Below are 19914 nucleotides of genomic sequence, written 5' to 3' on the forward strand. Positions count from 1 at the left end.
GTGGCGGCCCCCGCGCTGCCTAGTCGACCTCGGCCACCGCCTCCGCGAACTGCGCCTTGTACAGCCGCGCATACGCCCCGTCGGCCGCCAACAGCTCGCCGTGCGCGCCCTGTTCCACGATGGAGCCGTTCTCCATCACCAGGATCGTGTCCGCGTCCCGGATCGTCGACAGACGATGCGCGATGACGAACGACGTACGCCCGTGCGCGAGCTTCGCCATCGCCTTCTGGATCAGGACCTCCGTGCGGGTGTCGACGGAGGACGTCGCCTCGTCCAGCACCAGGATCACCGGGTCCGACAGGAACGCCCGGGCGATGGTGATCAGCTGCTTCTCACCGGCGCTCACCCCGGAACCCTCGTCGTCGATCACCGTGTCGTAGCCGTCGGGGAGGGTACGGATGAACCGGTCCGCGTGGGCCGCCCGCGCCGCCTCCTCGATCTCGCCCCGAGTGACCTCGCGAGCAGCGCCGTACGCGATGTTCTCCGCGATGGTCCCGCCGAACAGCCAGGTGTCCTGCAGCACCATGCCGATCCCGGCGCGCAGTTCGTCCCGGGACATCGTCGCGACGTCCACCCCGTCCAGCGTGATCCGCCCGCCGGAGACCTCGTAGAACCGCATGAGCAGGTTGACCAGCGTGGTCTTCCCCGCGCCGGTCGGGCCGACGATCGCGACCGTCTGCCCGGGCTCCACCGTCAGCGAGAGGTCCTCGATGAGCGGCTTCTCGGGGTCGTACCGGAAGGACACGCCCTCCAGCGCCACCCGCCCGCGCAGTTCCTCCGGCCGCACCCCGGGCACGGGGTCCGCCGACTGCTCCTCCGCGTCGAGGAGTTCGAAGATCCGCTCGGCGGAGGCGACCCCGGACTGCACCAGGTTCGCCATCGACGCGACCTGCGTCAGCGGCATCGAGAACTGCCGCGAGTACTGGATGAAGGCCTGGACGTCACCGATGGACAGGGAGCCCGACGCGACCCGCAGACCACCGACCACCGCCACCAGCACATAGTTGAGGTTCGACACGAACATCATCAGCGGCTGCATGATCCCGCTGTTGAACTGCGCCTTGAACCCGGCCTCGTACAGCGCGTCGTTCTGCTCGGCGAACTGCTCGGCCGACTCGTCCTGCCGCCCGAACACCTTCACCAGGGTGTGCCCGGTGTACATCTCCTCGACGTGCGCGTTGAGCTTGCCGGTCGAGCGCCACTGCTGCACGAAGTGCGGCTGCGACCGCTTGCCCACGCGGGTGGCGATGTAGAAGGAGAGCGGCACGGTCACCAGCGCGACCAGCGCCAGGATCCACGACACCCAGAACATCATCGCGAGCACGCCGATGATGGTGAGCACCGAGTTGATGAGCTGGCCCATCGACTGCTGGAGCGTCTGCCCGATGTTGTCGATGTCGTTCGTCGCGCGGGAGAGGACCTCACCGCGCTGCCGCTTGTCGAAGTACGACAGCGGCAGCCGGGACAGCTTGGTCTGGACGTCCTCGCGCATCCGGTACATGGTCCGGTTCACGGCCCGGTTCACCAGCCGCGTCGCCACCGCCATCAGCAGCCCGGCGACGGTGAACACGGCGAGCGCGAGCAGCAGCACATTCCCGACGGCGGTGAAGTCGATGCCCTCGCCCGGTGTGAAGTCGGTGCTGCGGAGCATGTCGGCCATGTTGCCGTCGCCCCGGTCCCGCATGCCCTGGAGGACCTGCTCCTTCGTCTCGCCGGGCGCCATCTCCCGTCCGACGATGCCCGCGAAGACCAGGTCGGTGGCCTTGCCGAGGATCTTCGGCCCGACGACCGACAGACCCACGCTGACCACGACACAGAGCAGCAGTACGTAGATGGTGAGCCGCTCCGGCTTGAACTGGGCGACCAGTCGCCGGCCCGACACCTTGAAGTCCAGCGAGCGGTGGTCCGGTCCTGTGCCGGCCATCATCCGCCCCATCGGCCCGGCCATCAGGCGGCCTCCGCTTCCGTCAGCTGGGAGAGCACGATCTCCCGGTACGTCTCGTTGTCCGCCATCAGCTCATGGTGCCGACCGGTGCCGACGACCCGGCCCTCGTCGAGCACCACGATCCGGTCGGCGTCCCGGATGGTCGCCACCCGCTGGGCGACGATCACCACGGTCGCCTCGGCGGTCTCCCGGGACAGCGCGGCACGCAGGGCCGCGTCGGTGGCGTAGTCGAGCGCGGAGAAGGAGTCGTCGAAAAGATAGATCTCGGGGCGCTGCACGAGTGTCCGGGCGATGGCGAGCCGCTGCCGCTGCCCCCCGGAGACGTTCGTCCCGCCCTGGGCGATCGGCGCGTCGAGCCCGCCTTCGAGCCGCTCCACGAACTCCCTGGCCTGCGCCACCGCCAGCGCGTGCCACAACTCCTCGTCGGTGGCGTCCGGATTGCCGTAGCGAAGGTTCGTCGCCACGGTCCCCGCGAACAGATACGGCTTCTGCGGGACCAGGCTGACGGTCTTGGCCAGCACCCTCGGGTCGATCGTCGCCACGTCCTCCCCGTCCACGAGCACCCGCCCGTCGGTGGCGTCGAACAGCCGGGGGACCAGGCCCAGCAGGGTGGACTTGCCGCTGCCGGTCGATCCGATGACGGCGGTGGTCTCGCCGGGCAGGGCGATCAGGTCGATGCCCTTGAGCACCGGCTCCTCGGCACCCGGGTAGCGGAAGCCCGCACCCCGGATCTCCAGGTGCCCGTGCCGGCGCAGCTCCCGCACCGGCGCCACCGGCGGCACCACGCTGGAGTCGGTGTCCAGGACCTCCTGGATCCGCTCGGCACACACCTCCGCGCGCGGCACCATCATGAACATGAAGGTGGCCATCATCACGGACATCACGATCTGCATGAGATAGGCGAGGAACGCCGTCAGGTCACCGATCTGCATGCCGCCGCTGTCGATGCGGTGCGCGCCGAACCACACCACCGCGATCGACGACAGGTTCACCACCGTCATCACGATCGGGAACATCAGCGCGAGCAGGTTTCCGGTGCCCAGCGACATGTCGGTGAGCTCGGTGTTCGCCTTGCGGAAGCGCTGCTGTTCGTACTCGTCGCGGACGAAGGCGCGGATCACGCGGTTGCCGGTGATCTGCTCGCGCAGCACCCGGTTCACCGTGTCCAGACGCTCCTGCATGGCCCGGAACAGCGGCCGCAGCCGCCGTACGATCAAGGTCACGCAGATGCCCAGCACCGGCACCACGGCGACCAGCACCGCGGACAGCGGCACGTCCAGGCCGAGGGCCAGCACGATCCCGCCGACGCACATGATCGGCGCGGAGACCATGAGCGTGAACGTCATCAGGGCCAGCATCTGGATCTGCTGCACGTCATTGGTGGTGCGGGTGATCAGCGAGGGCGCGCCGAAGTGGCCCACCTCCCGCGCGGAGAACGACTGCACCCGGTCGAAGACGGCGGCGCGCACGTCCCGGCCGAGCGCCGCGGCGGTCCGGGCGCCGTAGTACACGGCCCCGATGTTGCACACGACCTGCGCCAGCGAGATGCCGGTCATCAGGGCGCCGTAACTGAGGATGTAGCCGGTGTCACCGTTGACGACACCGTTGTCGATGATGTCCGCGTTGAGGGTGGGCAGGTAGAGCGTGGCGCAGGTCTGCAGGAACTGGAGCAGCACCAGCAGGGCGATGGGTTTTCGATAGGGCCTGAGGTAGGTCCGCAGGAGTCGTATGAGCACGCTGTGTCTCTCGGAGTCGGCGGCGGGGCGGCTGGTTGCCCTTGGCCCCTATCGTCGAACACTCCCGTGGTGTTACCTCAACTGATTAACCCAACAAGGGTGTGCTACGAGCGAAACGCCCCCGGATGGGTCTGCTCCCGCACCGACACGAACTGCTGCCGCACCGCCTGCCCCACCGCCAGCTCCTCACCGGGCTCCAGCACCTGCGCCGCCGCGCCCTGCCAGGCCGGCGGGGTACGCGGGTCGAGGGTGCCCTGCGAAGCGCCGAGCGCCCAGGCGGCCTGCCGGGCGGCACCGATCGCCGCGTAGTCCGCGGGCTGCGGTACGACGACCTGCGCGCCGAACAGCGAGGGCGCCGAGGCCTGCACCGCGGGCAGTTCGGCGGCCGCGCCCAGCAGGAAGACCCGCCGCACCTCGACCCCCCGGCCGCGCAGTACGTCGAGGGCGTCCGCGAGTCCGCACAGCATGCCCTCGAACGCGGCCCGCGCCAGATGCTCCGGCCGCATCGCCTCCCGCCTGAGCCCGGCCAGGGTCCCGGCGGTGTGCGGCAGATTCGGCGTCCGCTCACCTTCCAGATAGGGCAGCAGCACCAGACCGTGCGCCCCCGGCGTCGACTTCATCGCCAGCTCGGACAGGCTCTCCAGATCCGGCAGCCCGAGCAGCTCGGCGGTGCCGCGCAGGGTCCGTACGGCATTCAGGGTGGTGACGACCGGGAGGTGCATGCCGGTCGCGTCGGCCAGCGCGGTGATCATCCCGCTCGGGTCGTGCAGGGCCTCGGGGTGGACGGCCATCACGGACCCGGAGGCGCCGAGCGACACGACGGCGTCCCCGAGCCCGATGCCGAGCCCGAAGGCGGCGGCCATCGTCTCGCCGGTCCCGGCGGAGATCAGCAGTCCCTCCGGCGTCGTACCGGCCGCCTCGGCGGGGCCGATCACCTCGGGCAACATGGCCTGGTGACCGAGCGCCAGCTCGACGAGATCGGTGCGGTAGGCGCCGCCGGCGGCGGACCAGTAGCCGGTGCCGGAGGCGCCGCCGCGGTCGGTGGTCCTGCGGACCGGGCGCCCGAGCAGCTGCCACACCAGCCAGTCGTGGGCCTGCAGGAGAACGGCGGTGCGGGCGGCGGCGTCGGGCTCGTTCTTGCTGAGCCAGCGGAGCTTGGTCACCGGGTGGGGGGCCTGCGGTACGCATCCGACGGCCTGTGCCCATGCCTCGCGCCCGCCGAGCGCGTCGACGAGATCGGCTGCGGCGACCTGGGCCCGCTTGTCGCCGCCGACCATCGCGGGGCGGGTGGTGTTGCCCTGGGAGTCGAGGGGCACGACGGCGTTCTGCTGCGAGGAGACGCCGATGGCCTGGACCCCCTCCAGGAGACCGCCGCCGGCGGCTTCACCGAGGGAGAGGAGCCAGGCCTGTGGATCGACGTCCGAGGGGCGCCCGCCCTCCGGGGACTCAACCGGATGCGGGGCATACCCCTGCCTGAGCACGGCTCCCGTGTCCGCGTCACAGACGACGATGCGTGTGAAATCGGGCGAACTGTCCAACCCGGCGACTATCCCCATGGCGCAATTTTGCCGCACGGTGAGGGGTGACCGTGCCTACCTCGTCCCGCTCAGGTGTTGCTGGTGCCCCAGTCGTCCTCCGCCTGGCCGTTGGGGTGGCGGTCGCGGAGGCGGTGGACTCGCTGGGTCACGGACTCCGGGACCCGGTCGCCGACCTTGTCGCTGACCGCGTGGTAGGCCTTGCCGGCGTACACCCGACCCTGCTGGGCCGCGGTCTCCGCGGTGTTGCGGACCGCCGGGTTCTGCGCCACCTGGCGCGCCGACTTCTTCAGCTGTTCGTAGCGTTCGCGTCCGGCACGGGTGCCGAGGACGTAACCCAGAGCCAGCCCGACGACGAACGTGAGCTTGTAGCGCATGGCGGCCAGCCTTCCCTCGTGGGAGTACCGATTGGCGGAGCACCCCCCTGCTTGCGCTAATGTATGTGTCGCAGCGAGCGCCCGCCCCCTGGCGAATACCCAGGTAGGTACGTTCGATGCAACGAGGCATTCCTCCGTAGCTCAATTGGCAGAGCAGCCGGCTGTTAACCGGCAGGTTACTGGTTCGAGTCCAGTCGGGGGAGCTCGGTCCTCCGTAGCTCAATTGGCAGAGCAGCCGGCTGTTAACCGGCAGGTTACTGGTTCGAGTCCAGTCGGGGGAGCAGAACGAACGAGGACCCTTCCGGGGTCCTTTTTCATGTCTGGTTCAGGTGCCCGGGAACCGCGCGCGGCGCGCCGAAGTCCTTCAGGGCATGCGTAGTCGACCATCCGAAGCAGGAGATCGTATGAGCGGCTATGCTGCGGCAGACGGCGCGTACAAATGTGCGCGACACGCCGCTATGGGGCGGTAGCTCAGCCGGTTAGAGCAGCGGACTCATAATCCGTCGGCCGTGGGTTCGAGTCCCACCCGCCCCACCTGTAACCTGCCTGACCTGCGGAAACGTCTCTTCAGTGCCGCTGAGTAACCTACTCGGTCCCAACGGAGAGAATCCGCTGCTCACGAGCTGTTTGAGGTGTCGCAGCGGGCGTGCGAGCGCACTTGCCAAGGCTCTGATCTGCGGCGATTCACAGCAAGCTCGGCTGCTGGAAGTTACACAGCGAAGCCGAAAAGCAAGATCCAGGGGACGCTCAGGGGACACGAGGAACGGGAACGGGGCTCTCCCGCCCTCGCCGCCACGCTCCTGGCCACCGGGCTGGCGGCCTGTGGCAGCAGCCGGAACAGGAGCAGACGGCGGTGAGTCACGTCCACGGACTCGGCGTCGACCCATCCGACGGCCGGTTCTACGCAGCCACCCCCGATGGCCTGGCCGGGGCCAGCTACCTGACGTCAACCACCGCCATGGAACTGGGCCACCTGCCCGCCTCGCTGATCGTCGTCGGCGGCAACGCCGTCGGCCTGGAGCAGGCCCAGCTCTTCGCCCGCCGCGGGACGCAGGTCACCGTGGTGGAGGCCCTGGACAGACTCGCCCCGTTCGAGGAGCCCGAAGTCTCCGCCGTCATCGAGGACGTCTTCGGCGCGGAGGGGATCGCCGTGCACACCGGCGTCCACCGTCACCATGGTGCGCCGCGACGCGGGCGGCTACACGCTCACCGCCGTACGCGCGGGCGAGGCCACCGAACTCCGGGCGGAGCAACTGCTGGTGGCCACCGCGGTCGTCTCGCTGGTCACGCCCGCAGCCCCGGCCTCCGTACGCGCCTCCTTCTGCAACCGGATCCACTTCTTCGTCAGCGCCGAGGCCGCACAGGACTGGCTCGCCGAACACCCGGACGCGCGCATCCTGCCCGTCGCCGGGGCATACGAGACCGGACGGCCGCTGATCGAGCAGGCCCTGGCCGGCACCCCGGCGGCCGACTGCTGCTGACCCCCGCTGGTTTGCCGCGCCGTCGTCACGGGCCCACGGGCAGCCCGGACGTCGTGCGCGGTGCCCGGCGACGGTCAGGCTCTCGGCGTGCCGATCCGAAGCCTGATGCCGTCCATGTCCCGCAGTTCGATCTCGCGGGCCCAGGGAGCGTCGTGGACGGACATGCCGAGCACCGTGGCGAGTTCCCCCGGCGTATGCCGTACAAGAATCGGTGAGCTCAGAAGCCGGGGCCAGGAGGGCCGGGCCGGCGGCGGCCGGCTGTGGTCCGGCGTCCCGAGGGCCGACTCGTATGCCCCGCTCTCACGTCCCTCGCCGCCGGGTCGAGGAGCAGGCTCTCGCCCTTGCGGCGAGGGCCTCGTCAGCGGGGTGCCGAGCCGCGGTCCTTCAGCATGTCCGCCATGAGCTTCATCTCCGACTGCTGGGCTTCGACCATGCCCTGGGCGAGTTGGCGTTCCTGGGGGACTTCGCACTGCTGGGCGCAGGCGCGGGCCATGGTGACGCCGCCCATGTGGTGGTCGGTCAGCAGCTGGAGGTAGAGGATCTCGGCTCTCTTTCCGTCGGCCTGACGGAGTTCGTCCAGTTCGGTGTTGGTGGCCATGCCGGGCATGAGGGAGCCGTCCTTCGGCTCGTGGCCCATGTGGCCGCCTCCCTTCATCCACGTCATGTAGTCGGAGGACGTCTTCGGCAGGCCCCACAGGTCGAGCCAGCCGAGCAGCATGCCGCGCTGGTTGGCCTGCGTCTGGGCGATGTCGTAGGCGAGGCGGCGTACGTCCTCGTTGTCGGTGCGGTCGCGGATGATGAAGGACATCTCGACGGCCTGCTGGTGGTGGACGGCCATGTCGCGGGCGAAGCCCGCGTCGGCGGAGGCGGCGGTGGGCACGTCGGAGGTGTCGTCGTCGCCGGGAGCGGCCACCAACCAGAGGAGAAGGCCGAGGGCGACCAGGACCGCCGCCGCGGCGACGGCCCACGGGCCGCGGGATGACGGCTTGCGGGTGGGCGCGTCGTCGGAATCAGTCATGTCGGGTGTCGTCGTCACGGTCGTATCCCTCATCAGGCGGTCAGCCCCCCTGCGCAGGTGGCGCCCGGCTCGGGGGTCTGCGAGCCCTGGACGTACTTGGTCAGGAACTGCTCGACCCTGGGGTCGGACGCCCTGTCCACGCTGAGCTGGTGGCCCCAGGCCGACAGCATGACGGTGCCGGACTGGCTCTGGTTCGAACTCATCAGGGTGTAGGGCGTCTGGGAGACCTTGTCGCTCAGCGTCTTGATGTCGGCGTCGGTGGCCTTGTCGTTGTACGTCACCCAGACCGCGCCGTGCTCCAGGGAGTGCACGGCGTTCTCGTTGCCGATGGCCTTGGTGTAGACGGTGCCCTCGCAGGTCATCCACGCCGGGTTGTGGTCGCCGCCGACGGGCGGCTTCATCGGGTAGTCGACGGTGTTCTGGACATGGTTCCGGGTGAGTTTCTTCGCGTCCCAGGTCTTCTCGCCGCTCACGGGCTCCTTGGCGGCGGCGGCCTGCCGCTGCTCCTTCTCGTTGGCGCTGTTGATGGCGTACCCGCCCCAGCCGATCAGCCCGGCGACGATCACCGTGCTGATCGAGATGAAGATGATCCGGTTGCGGCGCTCGCGGGCCCGTTCGGCGCGGCGCATCTCCTCTATCTTGGCCCGCCGCGCCTCGGCGGCGGCCTTCTTGCTCGTCTTGCTCATGGCTGTTGTTCCTCGTCCTCGCCGCGCGGTGTCGCCGGGCGGCGATGGGCGCAGATGTGGGGATGGATGGCGGGAGTCGGCCGACCGTACGCGCGGGGGCACGGTGGCGTGATGCCCGTCTAGGCCCGTACTTCGCAGGTCGCCGAAAAGGTTCTCCGCATCGGCCTCACGGCGTCCGATCTCGACCGGGCCGGACCGAGACGGCCATCGCTGCTGCGGTTCCGACCGGCGAGCGATCAGCTACGACCGCTTGGTCTTCACGATCGGGTGACCTGCGAAGTACGGGTCTAGGTCCGTTGCACCTGGAGGACGTGGAGATCGGGAGCGAGGCAGACCGGCGCGGGCCCGGTGGACTGTGCGGGGGTGTCCGGTTGTCTGGGGAGGTCCGCCACACGGGGCAGGATCGCCGTGAGGGGTTGGGCGGGAGCGGCGAGGAGGGCTCGTACGCCGTCGGCGGCCGGGCGGCAGCACACATCGTCGCCGCTGGGGCAGTCGGACGGGGGCGCGGCTGTCGTCGTGTGGTGTTCGGCAGGGATGTCCGTGGGGGCCGCGGCGGCGGACATGGTGGCCATGGAGGCGGTGGCCTGGGCGCTCTGGCCGTGGGCCACGGGTCCCAGGCAGATCACCAGTGCGGCGAGCAGCGCGGCCAGGGCAGCGCAGAGCCCCGCGATCCGCGTGGTCCACCGCGCTTCGCGGGCCGTGTGCTGTGTCCGGCGCCCCACACAGCCGATATTAGGCGGTGCCTGTGGGTGGGCGTCGGCTTCGCCCGACGCTCAGTGGTCATGGCCGTCCTCGTCCGTTTCGGCGTAGCCGAAGGTGCGGGCGATGAGCTGGCCGAGTGCGGTCGGAGTCTCGTGGACGATGCGGCCGGTCTCGTCGAGGGTGAGGGCGAGCTGGGTGTGCTCGGCAGGGTAGGCGACGGCGAGGCGACGTGGGCCGTTCTCGTTCTCGTTCCGGCAGGCGGGTGATCACGGGGGCGGTGCCGCTGCCGTACGGCTCGGAGGCAAGGAACTGCGTGCGACGACGAGTGGGTCGTCGTCCTGGACGACTGGGTCGACGGCATCAGCGGCACCCCCGACGAGGTCCTGGCCGAGCTGCGGCAGGGCATGGGCGGCATGGACATGGGCGGTGACTCCGGCTCCGGCGGCATGGAGGGCCACGACATGGGTGCCATGGGCAGCATGGATATGGGGGAGGGCTCCCAGGCCCCGTCCGGCTCGCCCTCCTCCGGCGGGATGCCGATGAAGTTCATGCTCATGGGCGCCGAGAGCGAGCTGCTCGGCGGCGACGCCGGCGACGTGAAGTACCCCTACCACCTGGTGAACGGCCGGGTCCTGCTCGGCGGCGACGTGAAGTACCCCTAGCACCTGGTGAACGGCCGGGTCCCCGCCGACCCGGCCACCTACCAGGGCAAGCCCGGCAAGCGGGTCCGGCTGCGCATCATCAACGCGGGCGGCGACACGGCCTGGCGCGGCTGCTGCTGGGTGCCCGTGACTGCCATCGTGCGCTGGGGTCGCAGGAGGCGTTCACCGACTGTCTCGCCGAGCTGCGGACAGAACTGAAACGCCGGCGCAAGCTGATGAGCATCCTCGACCGGTACGGGCTGTGCAGGGGGTGCGGGCCCGGTGCCCGCTCGCTGGATGCCGGACGGCGCTTCTCAGTCCCTGAGGTCGATCATGCGTACGGGCTGTCCGGTCGTACGGGCGATCGTCTCGAAGTCGCGGTCGCAGTGCAGCAGTGTCAGCCCCGCCTCTTCCGCGGCAGCGGCGACCAGCAGGTCGACAGGGCCCGCGGCGCGGTGCTCACCCTTGGCGGTGAGTAGTCGAGAGCGACCTGTCACCGGTCTCCCGCGTGACTGCCCATCCCATCGCTGTGACCGTGTCGCCCATGACCTCGGACGGCGTGCCCTGCACCCCGGCGCGTGGCCCTGGCCGGTGAGACGGTCGCCCTCCCCGCATGTCGTCATGTCGGCCCCTTGCCCGGCGGCTGTTCTCAGGGCCGTTCCAGCCACGGATACCCGGCTCCGTGTGCTCGGCTCGCTCAGCGGATGCGTGATCTGCTCAGACCTGCTCGAAGTGGCTGGGTCTGCCGTCGTGGTGCACCAGACGGCCCAGCTCTTCGGCGCGGGCCCGGGGCATGAGGGTCCAGGTGCCGTCGGTGCGGAGCAGGGCGGCGGAGTGCCAGGGGGTGGTCCAGGCGTCGGGGGCGTCGAGGAGGCGGATGCCGAACTTGGGGGCGCCGGCCGGCTGGGGGTGGATGGACAGGCGTACGGCGCGCGGGTGGTGGTCGGCGATCAGGTTGCCCCAGGCGCGGCTGCGCTGGATGACGCCGTACGCCCGTTTGCGGCACTCGCGTTGGAGGGCGGAGCGGGTGCCGGTGAAGTCGGCGGTGTCGTCGACGAGGAAGCGGGTGATCCCCCGGTAGAGGGCGAGGGTGTGGTCGTCGGCGCGGACCTCCGCGTGCAGCGCCGCCAGGGTGGGGGCGTACCGCTCGTGCACCTGGGCGCGTTTGGTGTCGTGAGGCAGGTCACCGAGGACGTCGCGCAGGTCGAAGACGGAGAGGCGGGGCAGGTCCGACTCCCGTATGAGGCGTCTGAGTTCGTCCGCGTAGGCGTCTATGTGGCCGTCGGCAACGCGGATCAGGTCGCCGAAGACATGGCCGTCGGAGCAGATGATCACGCGGGCTCCCGGTGCGTGGATCCGCTCGATCTCGGTGCACAGGCTGTGGAGGAAGCTGAGGGAGAGGCGTTCGCCCTGGTCCGGGAGGTGGCCGAGGACCTTGGCACGGTTGGGCGACTTGCAGGGGAAGCCGGGGAGGGTGAAGACGACGGGTTCTGCGGCGCGTACGAAGTCGGCGATCTGGCGCAGTTGGTGCGGGAACGCCTCCACTGGGGCGGGAGAAGCGTCGGTCGTGCGGTGGTGCGGCAGCAGCAGGTTCAGGACGGCGGCGCTGATGCTGCTGATGGAGCGGGTGTCAGGTGCGGTCGTCAGCGGCATGGGGTGGGGCCTCCGGGAGGGCGTACGGAACGCGGGGGCGTGCGGGCATGGCCGTACGGCGCCTCGGCGTGGTGTGCCGGGCGCCGGCGGATGGCAACGGGTGATCAGCCGGGGCGGTCCGTGCGCGGGGGACGCGCGCGATCAGCGCCGTGGGCCGGGGAGAGGGCCTGGGTCAGAGGCGTCGGTCGTAGCCGACGGGCAGGTGGTTGGTGCCGCGGCCGAGGACGGCCGGGATCCACTCGATGTCCTCGTCTCTCATCGCCAGGTGCAGGCCGGGCAGACGGGCCAGGAGAGTGCCGAGGGCGATCCGGAGTTCGGCGCGGGCCAGGGCCGCGCCCGGGCAGAAGTGGATGCCGTGGCCGAAGGCCAGGTGGGGGTTGGGTGAACGGTCGAGGTCGAGGGTGTCCGGGTCGGGGAAGCGGCGCGGGTCGCGGTTGGCGGCGCACAGCGAGACGATCACCGAGTCGCCGGCCGGGACCTTCGTGCCGTGCAGGTCGCTGTCCTGGTCGAAGAAGCGCCAGGTGGTGAGCTCGAAGGCGCTGTCGTAGCGAAGGAGTTCGTCGACCGCGCGGGGCAACAGGTCCGGGGTGTCGCGCAGGCGGGCGAGTTCGGCCGGGTGGCGGAAGAGGGCGATCAGCGCGGTGGTGATCTGGTTGGTGACCGGTTCCTGGCCCGCGACGAGGAGCTGGAAGATCATCGAGTCCAGCTCCTCCTGCGACAGCTCGCGGCGGTCACGGGCCACGACCAGGCGGCTGAGCAGGTCATTGTCTGCGTGGTCGCGCTTGTGGGCGACGACCTCGGCAATGTAGCTCTGCAGGCCGTGCAGGCGGGCCTCGTACAGCGGGCGCCCGGGGTCGGTGGGGCCGACCGGCTGGACGACCTTGCCCCAGTCGCGGTCGAAGCGGGCCGCCAGTTCGGCCGGCAGGCCGATGACTTCGGCGAGGACCTGGAAGGGGAAGTGGGCGGCGAAGCCGGTGACGAGGTCTGTGGGGCCGGTTTCCGGGAGGGCGTCGACGAGGGCGTCGGCCAGCTCCTGGAAGCGGGGCCCGAGTTGCTCGATGCGGCGCGGGGTGAAGGCGTCCGTCACGAAGCGCCGCATGCGGGTGTGCTTGGGCGGGTCCTGGTGGAGGAGGTGGACCTGGAGCTGGGAGTGCTGCGGCTCGGGCATGATCGAGGCGCGGGCGCGCCAGCGGTCGTTGCCCCGGTCGTGGTTCTTGCCGAGGCGGTCGTCGTTCAGTGCGGAGTGGGCGCCCTCGTAGCCGGTGACGAGCCACGCCTGGACTCCGCTGGGGAAAAGGACCCGGTGGACCGGGCCGGTCTCGCGCATCCGCTCGTACAGCGGATACGGGTCGGCCTTGTAGGGGCAGCCCATCAACGGGACCGGATCGGGCAGGGTGTCGGCCTCGCCGGCCTCGGTGGCGGGCATCGGTTCCTGGACGGTCATGTCAAGGCGCTCCTCTACAGGGCGAGTTCGGGCTGGTATTGGTCCAGCCACAGGGCGAGGTCGACGACACGTTCGAGACGGAGGCGGTGGCCCCACTGGAGTTGGTCGGGCGGGGTGTCGAGGCAGGGCTTGACGCGGGTCTCGTCGGCGAGTGAGCGGACCGTGTCGTCGGTGAGTGCGTCGCGGGCCATGGCCTGCAGGCCGCGGTTGTAGTCGGGGTGGTGGGTGGCCGGGTAGTGGTTCTTCGGGCGGAGCAGGACCGAGTCGGGAGCCAGCCCCGTTCCCGCCGCGCGCAGCAGGCTCTTCTCACGGCCGTCGAAGCTCTTCAGCGCCCAGGGGGTGGTGAAGGCGTACTCGACGAGCCGGTGGTCGCAGTAGGGGACGCGGACCTCCAGGCCCTGCGCCATGCTCAACCGGTCCTTGCGGTGGAGGAGTTGGCGCAGCCAGCGGGTCAGGGACAGGTGCTGCATCTCGCGCTGCCGGTGTTCGGTGGCGGTCTCGCCGTCGCGGTGGGGTACGGCGGCCAGGGCGCTGCGGTAGGTGTCGTCGCGGAACTCGCCGATGCGCAGGTCGAGTTCGGGGTTGAGCGGCATCGCGGCCTCGTCGCCGGTCACCAGCAGCCACGGGAAGGTGGCGGCGGCGAGCGCCTTGGGGTTGTGGAACCAGGGGTAGCCGCCGAAGACCTCGTCGGCGGCCTCCCCGGACAGGGCGACGGTGGAGTGCTTCCGTATCTCCCCGAAGAGGAGGTAGAGGGAGGTGTCCATGTCGCCGACGCCGATGGGCGAGTCTCGGGCGACGACCACGGCCTTGCGGTGCTCGGGGTCGAGCAGGGCGAGGGGGTCGAGGACGACCGTCGAGTGGTCGGTGCCGATGAACGCGCCCGCTTCCGTCGCGTACGGGGTGTCGTGGCCGGTGCGCAGTACGTCGCCGGTGAACCGCTCGGCCTGGTCGCTGTAGTCGACGGCGTACGAGCGGATGCGGGCGTCCGGGCCCTCGCGCAGGCGGAGTTCGTCGGCGAGCAGGGCGGTCAGGACAGTGGAGTCGATGCCACCGGACAGGAGCGAGCACAGGGGGACGTCGGCCTCCAGCCGGCCGCGGGCGGCCGCGCTCACCAGGTCGTGGACGCGGGCGACGGTCGCCTCCCGGTCGTCGGCGTGGGTACCGGCCTCCAGCTGCCAGTAACGGCGTTCACGGATGCCGTCCCGGTCCAGGACGAGCAGGCCGCCCGGCTCGACCTCCCGCACGCCGGACCACACCGTCGGGCCGGTGTTGAACAGCAGGCTGTACGCCTCGCGCAGCCCGTCGGCGTCCACCCGGGGCCGTATCTCCGGGTGCTCGAAGAGCGCCTTGGGCTCGGAGGCGAAGGCGAGGCCGCCGTCGACGGCCGCCCAGAACAGGGGCTTGACGCCGAGCCGGTCACGGACCAGGAGCAGGCGCTGGGCGCGCTCGTCCCAGACGGCGAAGGCGAACATGCCGTCCAGATGGCCGGCCATCGCCTCGCCCCACTCCGCGTAGGCCCGCAGCACCACCTCGGTATCGCTGCGGGTGCGGAACTCGTGTCCCAGCCTCCGCAGCCGAGCCCGGAGTTCGTGGTGGTTGTAGATCTCGCCGCTGTAGGTGAGCACGGTCGTCGGGGCATCGGGCCGGTCGGTCATCGGCTGGACGCCACCGGCGATGTCGATGACGGCCAGGCGGCGGTGGCCGATCGCGGCACGCTCGCCGAGCCAGACTCCGCCCGCGTCGGGGCCACGCGGGGCGAGAGTGGCGGTCATGGCCTCGATGACCGGGGCCTGGGTGCGGGCGTCCTGGTGGAAGGACACCCAGCCGGTGATTCCGCACATGGGTACGACTCCTCGGTCGGGGAACGGGGAAGCGGTGCTCAGCGGGGTGCGACGGGCGCCGATTCAGCAAGGCCCGCAGGTGCGCGGGCGGGCAGGGCCAGCAGGGGTACGGCGAGGCAGGCCGCGGTGGCGGCCAGCACCAGGCCCGCCCGTACACCGCTGTCCGGGCCGGTCAGGCCCCAAGCCGCCGTGGCCAGGGCCGGGCCGAGCGTGAAGCCGAGGCTGCGGGCGAGCTGGACGGCCGAGCCGACCGTGGCGGCACGGTCCGGCGGGGCGGCGCCCATGACCAGGGCCTGGGTGGGACCGCCGTTCAGGCCCATGCCGAGGCCGGCCACGGCGAGCCGCCAGGCCACGTCGGGCGGGGACCAGCCGTCGCCCAGCGGTACGAGCAGCAGCAGGCCGACGGCGGTCAGCGCGGCGCCGGCCACAGCGACGGGCCGGGCACCGTACCGGTCGGCGAGCCGTCCGCCGAGGGGTCCCGCCAGCCCCATGGCGAGCGGGAAGGCGAGCACTGTCAGGCCGGTCGCGGTCGCGCTGACGCCCTCGTCGCGCTGGAGGTGCAGGGCGACCACGTAGTGCATGGCGGCGAAGCCCACCGCCAGCGCCAGCACCGCTCCGTGCGCCCGCAGCAGCCCCGCCGCCCGCAGTACACCGGCCACCGGACGGCCGCCCGGCCCCCGCAGCCACCACCACAGCGGCGGTACGGCCACCAAGGCGAGCGCCGGCCAGGCGGAAGAGCCGGAGGCCAGGGTCAGGGACAGCAGCAGGACCGTGACTCCGCCGGCCACCAGCGCCGCGTCGGCCACGGAACGCCGGTCAGGACCGCGCAGACGGCCGTCCCGCGGCATCGCCCTCCATGCCACGGCCAGCGCCAGCAGACAGAACGGGATCTTCACCAGGAAGATCCAGCGCCAGCCCAGGTGGTCGAGGAGCAGCCCGCCGACCGCCGGTCCGGTGACGGCGCCCAGGGGACCGAGGGTCGCGGGCACACTCATCGCCCGCCCGCGCAGCTCCGGCCGCACGGAGCGGATCGCCAGCACCGGCATCAGCACGAACAGCACCGCGCCGCACGCGCCCTGCCCGATCCGGGCGGCGATCAGCCAGGACACCGACGGGGAGAAGGCGGCCAGCGCGCTGCACAGCGCGAAACCACTGGTGGCGGCCAGCAGGGCGGGGCGGGTACCCACGCTGTCGAGCCAACGGCCGACGGGCAGCAGAAGGGCGACGACGGGGAGTTGGTAGCCCAGTACCGCCCACTGGGCCGTCGCGGCCGGCACCCGCAGACCCGCGGAGATGCCGGCGAGCGCCACGTTGACAATGTTCATGTCGAGCATCGCCACGAACGACAGCGCGCCCGCCACGGCCACCAGCAGCCAGCGGTCGTGGACCTCGGATATGTCGGCGGGCTGTTCCGAACCGGAACCCTGGTCCGTCACTGATGCGCCCCTCCCCCTCGCCGGTCGGCTGCCGAGCGGCAGCCTCGTCCCACAAGTCGGAGGAACCGCGGGGTGAGTTCCCGGAGTGGGCCGGAATCGTGGGTGGCGCCTGTGACGGGACGCTCGACGTTCACATGGTTGGTCTGCGCGAGGACCGGGGCAGCTACGGCAGCCCGCTCAGCGCGAGCCCGGCACGGGGATCAGCCCCGGGACACCTCCCGAGGCTGTTGCGGTGATACCCCTGCGCGCCGTTCGCCCGCCACGCAGCGCACCTGCCCGGCCGCTCGGCTCACGCCTCCAGCACCGCGGGCGTGTCCTTTGCCGACCCTCGTTCCGCCGGTTCCCGGTGGTCGAAGGCGATCAGCGGGTCGCCGGTCAGCGGATGCTCCACCACGGCCGCGCGCACGCCGAACACCTCGGCCAGCAGGGCGGGAGTCAGTACCGCGCGCGGCGGGCCGGAGGCGACCACGCGGCCGTCGTGCAGGACGTGCAGCCGGTCGCACACGGAGGCGGCGGCGTTGAGGTCGTGCAGCGACACCAGGGTCGTACGGCGCCGGCCGCGCAGCAGGGCGAGGAGCTCGACCTGGTGGCGGATGTCGAGGTGGTTCGTCGGCTCGTCCAGTACCAGGACGTCCGCCTGCTGAGCGAACGCCCGGGCCAGCAGCACGCGTTGGCGCTCCCCGCCGGACAGCTCCGTGAAGCGGCGGCCGGAGTGGCCGGCCATGCCGACGTCGGCGAGGGCCTGGGCGACGATGTCCCGGTCGGTGGCGTCCTCCCCGGCGAAGGCCCGTTTGTAGGGCGTACGGCCCATGGCGACGACCTCACGTACCGTCAGCTCGAAGTCGCCGCCGCGCTCCTGGGGGAGGGCGGCGATGTGCCGGGCCGACCGTGCGGGGCTCAGCTCGCGCAGGTCGGTGCCGTCGAGCAGGACGCGCCCGGCTGCGGGCCTGAGGTGCCGGTACACGGTCCGCAGGAGGGTGGACTTGCCGCTGCCGTTGGGGCCGACCAGGCCGGTGATCTCGCCGGGCGCCGCGATGAGGTGGGCGCCGGCCACGACCGTACGGCCGGTGTACGAGACGTGCAGGTCCTCGATGTCGATCCTCAACCGGCGCTCCCTGGTCCGCTCCCCTGGTCCGTCCCCGGTTCCCGCTTCCCCACCCAGGTCCCCTTCACCGTTGCCCTTGTCATCCTCAACTCCAGCCTCCCGGCCGCCGGTCCAGCAGATACAGCAGCGCCGGGGCGCCGATCAGCGAGGTGACGACCCCGACGGGCAGCTCCTGTGTGTCCATGGCCGTGCGGCACACGATGTCGACCACCACCAGCAGCAGCGCGCCGAAGAGCGCCGACACGGGCAGGAGGCGGCGGTGGTCGCCGCCGACGACGAGCCGGCAGGCGTGCGGGACCATGAGCGCGACGAAGGCGATGGCCCCGGAGACCGCGACGAGGACGCCGGTGAGGAGGCTGGTGACCGCGAACAGCTCCCGGCGCAGCCGCAGGACGTCGATGCCGAGCCCGGCCGCCGTCTCGTCGCCCATCAGCAGCGCGTTGAGCCCCCGGGCCCGGGCCTGGAGCAGCAGCAGAACCACCGGGACAGCCACCGCGGGGGCCGCCAGCAGGGGCCAGTTCGCGCCGCTCAGGCTGCCCATGAGCCAGAACAGCACGCTGCGGGTCTGCTGCTCGTCCCCGGCCTGCAGGACGAGGTAGCTGGTGAATCCGGACAGGAACTGGCCCGTAGCCACCCCCGCCAGCACCAGCCTGAGCGGTGCGAAGCCCCCGCCACGCCGGGCGATCGCCCACACGAGCGCGAAGGTGGCCAGGGCTCCCGCGAAGGCGGCGCCGGACAGACCGAGGCCCAGCGAGCCCCCGGCACCGAGGCCGAGCACGATGGCGGCGACGGCACCGAGGGAGGCTCCGTTGGAGATGCCCAGGAAGTACGGGTCGGCCAGCGGGTTGCGTACCAGGGCCTGCATCGCCGTACCGACGAGACCGAGCCCGGCACCCACCAGAGCGGCCAACAAGGCGCGGGGAACGCGCAGTTGCCAGACGATCAGGTCGTTCGTGCCGGGTCTGGGGGTCTCGCCGGTCAGTCTGCGCCAGACCACGCTCCACACCTCGCCCGGCGGGATCGACGTGGAGCCCCAGGCGACCGCCGCCGTCAGGGCCGCGAGCAGCGCGACACCGAGGAGCAGCGCCAACGGCCCGACGGGCACGGACCGCCGGGCCTGTGCGTGGGTGGTGTCCGTGCCCTTCCTGCTCACCGGGACGTCGAGCACGGTCAGCCGACCTTGCCCGGGTAGAGGGTCTTCGCGATCCGCTCGACCGTGTCGGCGTTCTCCACGCCGGCGATGGTGGTCTGTTCGGAGCCGATGCGCAGGAAGTGTCCCTCCTTGACGGCCTTCAGGCCCTTGGTGGCGGAGTTCGACTCCAGCCACTTCTGCGCCTCGTCGAACGCCTTCCTGTTCGCGGCCTCGCTGCCCCGGTTGCGCACGCCGAGCTGGATCCAGTCCGGGTTCTCGGCGATCACGTCCTCCCAGCCGACCTGCTTGTAGTCGCCGTCGCAGTCGGCGAAGACGTTGCGGGCGCCGGCCTGGCTGATCACCGCGTTGGCGATCTGCCGGTTGCAGACGGCCATGGGCTGCTTGGTGCCGGCGTCGAAGTCGAAGAAGAAGTAGGTGGGCCGCTTGCTCTCCGGGGTGCCGCCGACCGCGTTCCGGACGGCGTCCACCTTCTTCTTCATGCCCTCGACGAGTTGTTCCGCCTTCGCGCTCGTGGCGGTGATCTCACCGAGGGAGGTGATGTCGGCCTCCACGGCGGACAGATCGGTCACCGCGCTCTTGGCCATCGACGCGCAGGCGGTGGACTTCAGGTAGATGTGCTTGATCCCGGCCGCCTTGAACTCCTCCTCGGTCGGCGCGTCGCCCATGCCGCCGCCCATGCTCATGTTGGCGAAGGTGTCGATGTACAGGTCGGCGCCGGAGCCGAGGAGCTTCTCCTTGGGGATCACGGTCTGGCTGAGCACCTTCACCTGCTGCGCCTGCGCGTCCAGGTCACCGGGCAGGGTGCCCTTGCCGGGCGGGAAGCCGGTTCCGATCACCTTGTCCCCGGCGCCGAGCCGGAGCAGCAGCTCCAGGCTGGAGGCGTTGCTGGTGACGATCTTCTCCGGGGCGGCGGAGAAGGTGGTCCTGGCGCCCGTGCAGTCCGTGACAGTGACGGGTCGGTCGTCGGCGGCGGCCTTCCCCGCGGCCGGGCTCGCCTTGTCGCCGTCCCCGCTGCCGTCGCCGCAGCCCGCCACGAGGAGGCCGCCCAGCACCACGGCCGTCGTACCCCACCACACGCGAGAACGCATCGAAAACTCTCCCGGATCCACTCGGTGCACGGGTGGACCGTCGCCACCCCCTGTCCACTAGTCGCGGCGGATA

The 19914-nt window shown here is 71.1% G+C and carries 16 protein-coding genes, 3 tRNA genes and 4 pseudogenes; 7 read left to right on the forward strand and 16 right to left on the reverse strand.

Features of this window, described 5'->3' with window-relative positions; all coding sequences use genetic code 11:
• Positions 1-19: 19 nt before the first annotated feature.
• The 4 genes from RMT89_RS19625 to RMT89_RS19640 form a co-directional block, all read right to left on the reverse strand.
• Complete coding sequence (locus RMT89_RS19625; protein ID WP_315885034.1) at positions 20-1948, reverse strand: ABC transporter ATP-binding protein; 1929 nt, start codon at positions 1946-1948, stop codon at positions 20-22.
• Positions 1948-3681 carry an ABC transporter ATP-binding protein gene (locus RMT89_RS19630; RefSeq protein ID WP_315885035.1) on the reverse strand — a complete coding sequence of 578 codons (1734 nt, stop codon included), beginning with the start codon at positions 3679-3681 and terminating at the stop codon, positions 1948-1950. The genes RMT89_RS19625 and RMT89_RS19630 overlap by 1 nt, the downstream gene beginning before the upstream one ends.
• 104 nt (positions 3682-3785) lie before the next feature.
• Entirely contained in the window at positions 3786-5237 is a 1452-nt protein-coding gene (locus RMT89_RS19635) for an FGGY family carbohydrate kinase (protein ID WP_315885036.1), read from the reverse strand.
• A gap of 50 nt (positions 5238-5287) precedes the next feature.
• Positions 5288-5593 (reverse strand): YtxH domain-containing protein, encoded by a 306-nt coding sequence (locus RMT89_RS19640; protein ID WP_315885037.1) that lies wholly within the window; start codon positions 5591-5593, stop codon positions 5288-5290.
• A gap of 130 nt (positions 5594-5723) precedes the next feature.
• Here RMT89_RS19640 and RMT89_RS19645 point away from each other — a divergent pair.
• The 5 genes and pseudogenes from RMT89_RS19645 to merB all read left to right on the forward strand — a co-directional run bounded on the left by RMT89_RS19645 (position 5724) and on the right by merB (position 7074).
• Positions 5724-5796: transfer RNA gene (locus RMT89_RS19645), tRNA-Asn, on the forward strand.
• 5 nt (positions 5797-5801) lie between these two features.
• A tRNA-Asn gene (locus RMT89_RS19650) sits at positions 5802-5874 on the forward strand.
• Positions 5875-6053: 179 nt separating this feature from the next.
• Positions 6054-6127, forward strand: a tRNA-Ile gene (locus RMT89_RS19655).
• A 424-nt stretch (positions 6128-6551) separates the two neighbouring features.
• Positions 6552-6701: pseudogene (locus tag RMT89_RS19660) on the forward strand (FAD-dependent oxidoreductase); the annotation flags it as partial.
• Between the two features lie 67 nt (positions 6702-6768).
• Positions 6769-7074, forward strand: a complete 306-nt coding sequence (gene merB, locus RMT89_RS19665; protein ID WP_315885038.1) for an organomercurial lyase — start codon at positions 6769-6771, stop codon at positions 7072-7074.
• Positions 7075-7148: 74 nt separating this feature from the next.
• Here merB and RMT89_RS45995 read toward each other — a convergent pair.
• From RMT89_RS45995 to RMT89_RS19680, 4 genes and pseudogenes are all read right to left on the reverse strand, one after another.
• Positions 7149-7232 (reverse strand): annotated as a pseudogene (locus RMT89_RS45995) (VOC family protein); the annotation flags it as partial.
• Positions 7233-7432: 200 nt separating this feature from the next.
• Positions 7433-8092: a DUF305 domain-containing protein gene (locus RMT89_RS19670; RefSeq protein ID WP_315885039.1), complete on the reverse strand. Its 660-nt coding sequence runs from the start codon at positions 8090-8092 to the stop codon at positions 7433-7435.
• A 32-nt stretch (positions 8093-8124) separates the two neighbouring features.
• The gene (locus RMT89_RS19675) at positions 8125-8778 is read right to left on the reverse strand and encodes a DUF3105 domain-containing protein (protein WP_315885040.1); all 654 of its coding nucleotides are present in this window, start codon (positions 8776-8778) and stop codon (positions 8125-8127) included.
• 287 nt (positions 8779-9065) lie between these two features.
• Positions 9066-9500: a hypothetical protein gene (locus RMT89_RS19680; RefSeq protein WP_315885041.1), complete on the reverse strand. Its 435-nt coding sequence runs from the start codon at positions 9498-9500 to the stop codon at positions 9066-9068.
• Between the two features lie 60 nt (positions 9501-9560).
• On the opposite strand from RMT89_RS19680, the gene RMT89_RS19685 reads away from it, so the two are divergent.
• Both RMT89_RS19685 and RMT89_RS19690 read left to right on the forward strand, forming a co-directional pair.
• Positions 9561-9746, forward strand: a complete 186-nt coding sequence (locus RMT89_RS19685) for a hypothetical protein (RefSeq protein WP_315885042.1) — start codon at positions 9561-9563, stop codon at positions 9744-9746.
• A 33-nt stretch (positions 9747-9779) separates the two neighbouring features.
• Positions 9780-10250: pseudogene (locus tag RMT89_RS19690) on the forward strand (hypothetical protein); the annotation flags it as partial.
• 185 nt (positions 10251-10435) lie between these two features.
• On the opposite strand, the pseudogene RMT89_RS19695 reads toward RMT89_RS19690, so the two are convergent.
• From RMT89_RS19695 to RMT89_RS19730, 8 genes and pseudogenes are all read right to left on the reverse strand, one after another.
• Positions 10436-10597 (reverse strand): annotated as a pseudogene (locus RMT89_RS19695) (PIN domain-containing protein); the annotation flags it as partial.
• 241 nt (positions 10598-10838) lie between these two features.
• A complete protein-coding gene (locus RMT89_RS19700) occupies positions 10839-11774 on the reverse strand; it encodes an isocyanide synthase family protein (protein WP_315885043.1) in 936 nt (311 codons plus the stop codon).
• Between the two features lie 172 nt (positions 11775-11946).
• Positions 11947-13218 carry a cytochrome P450 gene (locus tag RMT89_RS19705; protein ID WP_315885044.1) on the reverse strand — a complete coding sequence of 424 codons (1272 nt, stop codon included), beginning with the start codon at positions 13216-13218 and terminating at the stop codon, positions 11947-11949.
• Positions 13219-13232: 14 nt separating this feature from the next.
• Entirely contained in the window at positions 13233-15059 is a 1827-nt protein-coding gene (gene asnB, locus RMT89_RS19710) for an asparagine synthase (glutamine-hydrolyzing) (protein WP_315885045.1), read from the reverse strand.
• 38 nt (positions 15060-15097) lie between these two features.
• Positions 15098-16495 (reverse strand): MFS transporter, encoded by a 1398-nt coding sequence (locus tag RMT89_RS19715; RefSeq protein WP_315885046.1) that lies wholly within the window; start codon positions 16493-16495, stop codon positions 15098-15100.
• Positions 16496-16784: 289 nt separating this feature from the next.
• Positions 16785-17600: an ABC transporter ATP-binding protein gene (locus RMT89_RS19720; RefSeq protein WP_315885047.1), complete on the reverse strand. Its 816-nt coding sequence runs from the start codon at positions 17598-17600 to the stop codon at positions 16785-16787.
• An 85-nt stretch (positions 17601-17685) separates the two neighbouring features.
• Complete coding sequence (locus tag RMT89_RS19725; protein WP_315885076.1) at positions 17686-18753, reverse strand: iron ABC transporter permease; 1068 nt, start codon at positions 18751-18753, stop codon at positions 17686-17688.
• A gap of 17 nt (positions 18754-18770) precedes the next feature.
• On the reverse strand, positions 18771-19841 hold the full coding sequence (locus RMT89_RS19730; protein ID WP_315885048.1) for an ABC transporter substrate-binding protein: 1071 nt from the start codon (positions 19839-19841) through the stop codon (positions 18771-18773).
• Positions 19842-19914 lie beyond the last annotated feature (73 nt).

The sequence above is a fragment of the Streptomyces sp. P17 genome (assembly GCF_032436805.1).
Classification (GTDB): Bacteria; Actinomycetota; Actinomycetes; order Streptomycetales; family Streptomycetaceae; genus Streptomyces.

Coding starts and splice junctions, on each gene's coding strand:
- RMT89_RS19625 (WP_315885034.1), bottom strand. CDS start 1,948: ATGGCCGGGCCGATGGGGCGGATGATGGCCGGCACAGGACCGGACCAC.
- RMT89_RS19635 (WP_315885036.1), bottom strand. CDS start 5,237: ATGGGGATAGTCGCCGGGTTGGACAGTTCGCCCGATTTCACACGCATC.
- RMT89_RS19640 (WP_315885037.1), bottom strand. CDS start 5,593: ATGCGCTACAAGCTCACGTTCGTCGTCGGGCTGGCTCTGGGTTACGTC.
- merB (WP_315885038.1), top strand. CDS start 6,769: ATGGTGCGCCGCGACGCGGGCGGCTACACGCTCACCGCCGTACGCGCG.
- RMT89_RS19670 (WP_315885039.1), bottom strand. CDS start 8,092: ATGACTGATTCCGACGACGCGCCCACCCGCAAGCCGTCATCCCGCGGC.
- RMT89_RS19675 (WP_315885040.1), bottom strand. CDS start 8,778: ATGAGCAAGACGAGCAAGAAGGCCGCCGCCGAGGCGCGGCGGGCCAAG.
- RMT89_RS19685 (WP_315885042.1), top strand. CDS start 9,561: ATGGCCGTCCTCGTCCGTTTCGGCGTAGCCGAAGGTGCGGGCGATGAG.
- RMT89_RS19700 (WP_315885043.1), bottom strand. CDS start 11,774: ATGCCGCTGACGACCGCACCTGACACCCGCTCCATCAGCAGCATCAGC.
- RMT89_RS19705 (WP_315885044.1), bottom strand. CDS start 13,218: ATGACCGTCCAGGAACCGATGCCCGCCACCGAGGCCGGCGAGGCCGAC.
- asnB (WP_315885045.1), bottom strand. CDS start 15,059: ATGTGCGGAATCACCGGCTGGGTGTCCTTCCACCAGGACGCCCGCACC.
- RMT89_RS19730 (WP_315885048.1), bottom strand. CDS start 19,841: ATGCGTTCTCGCGTGTGGTGGGGTACGACGGCCGTGGTGCTGGGCGGC.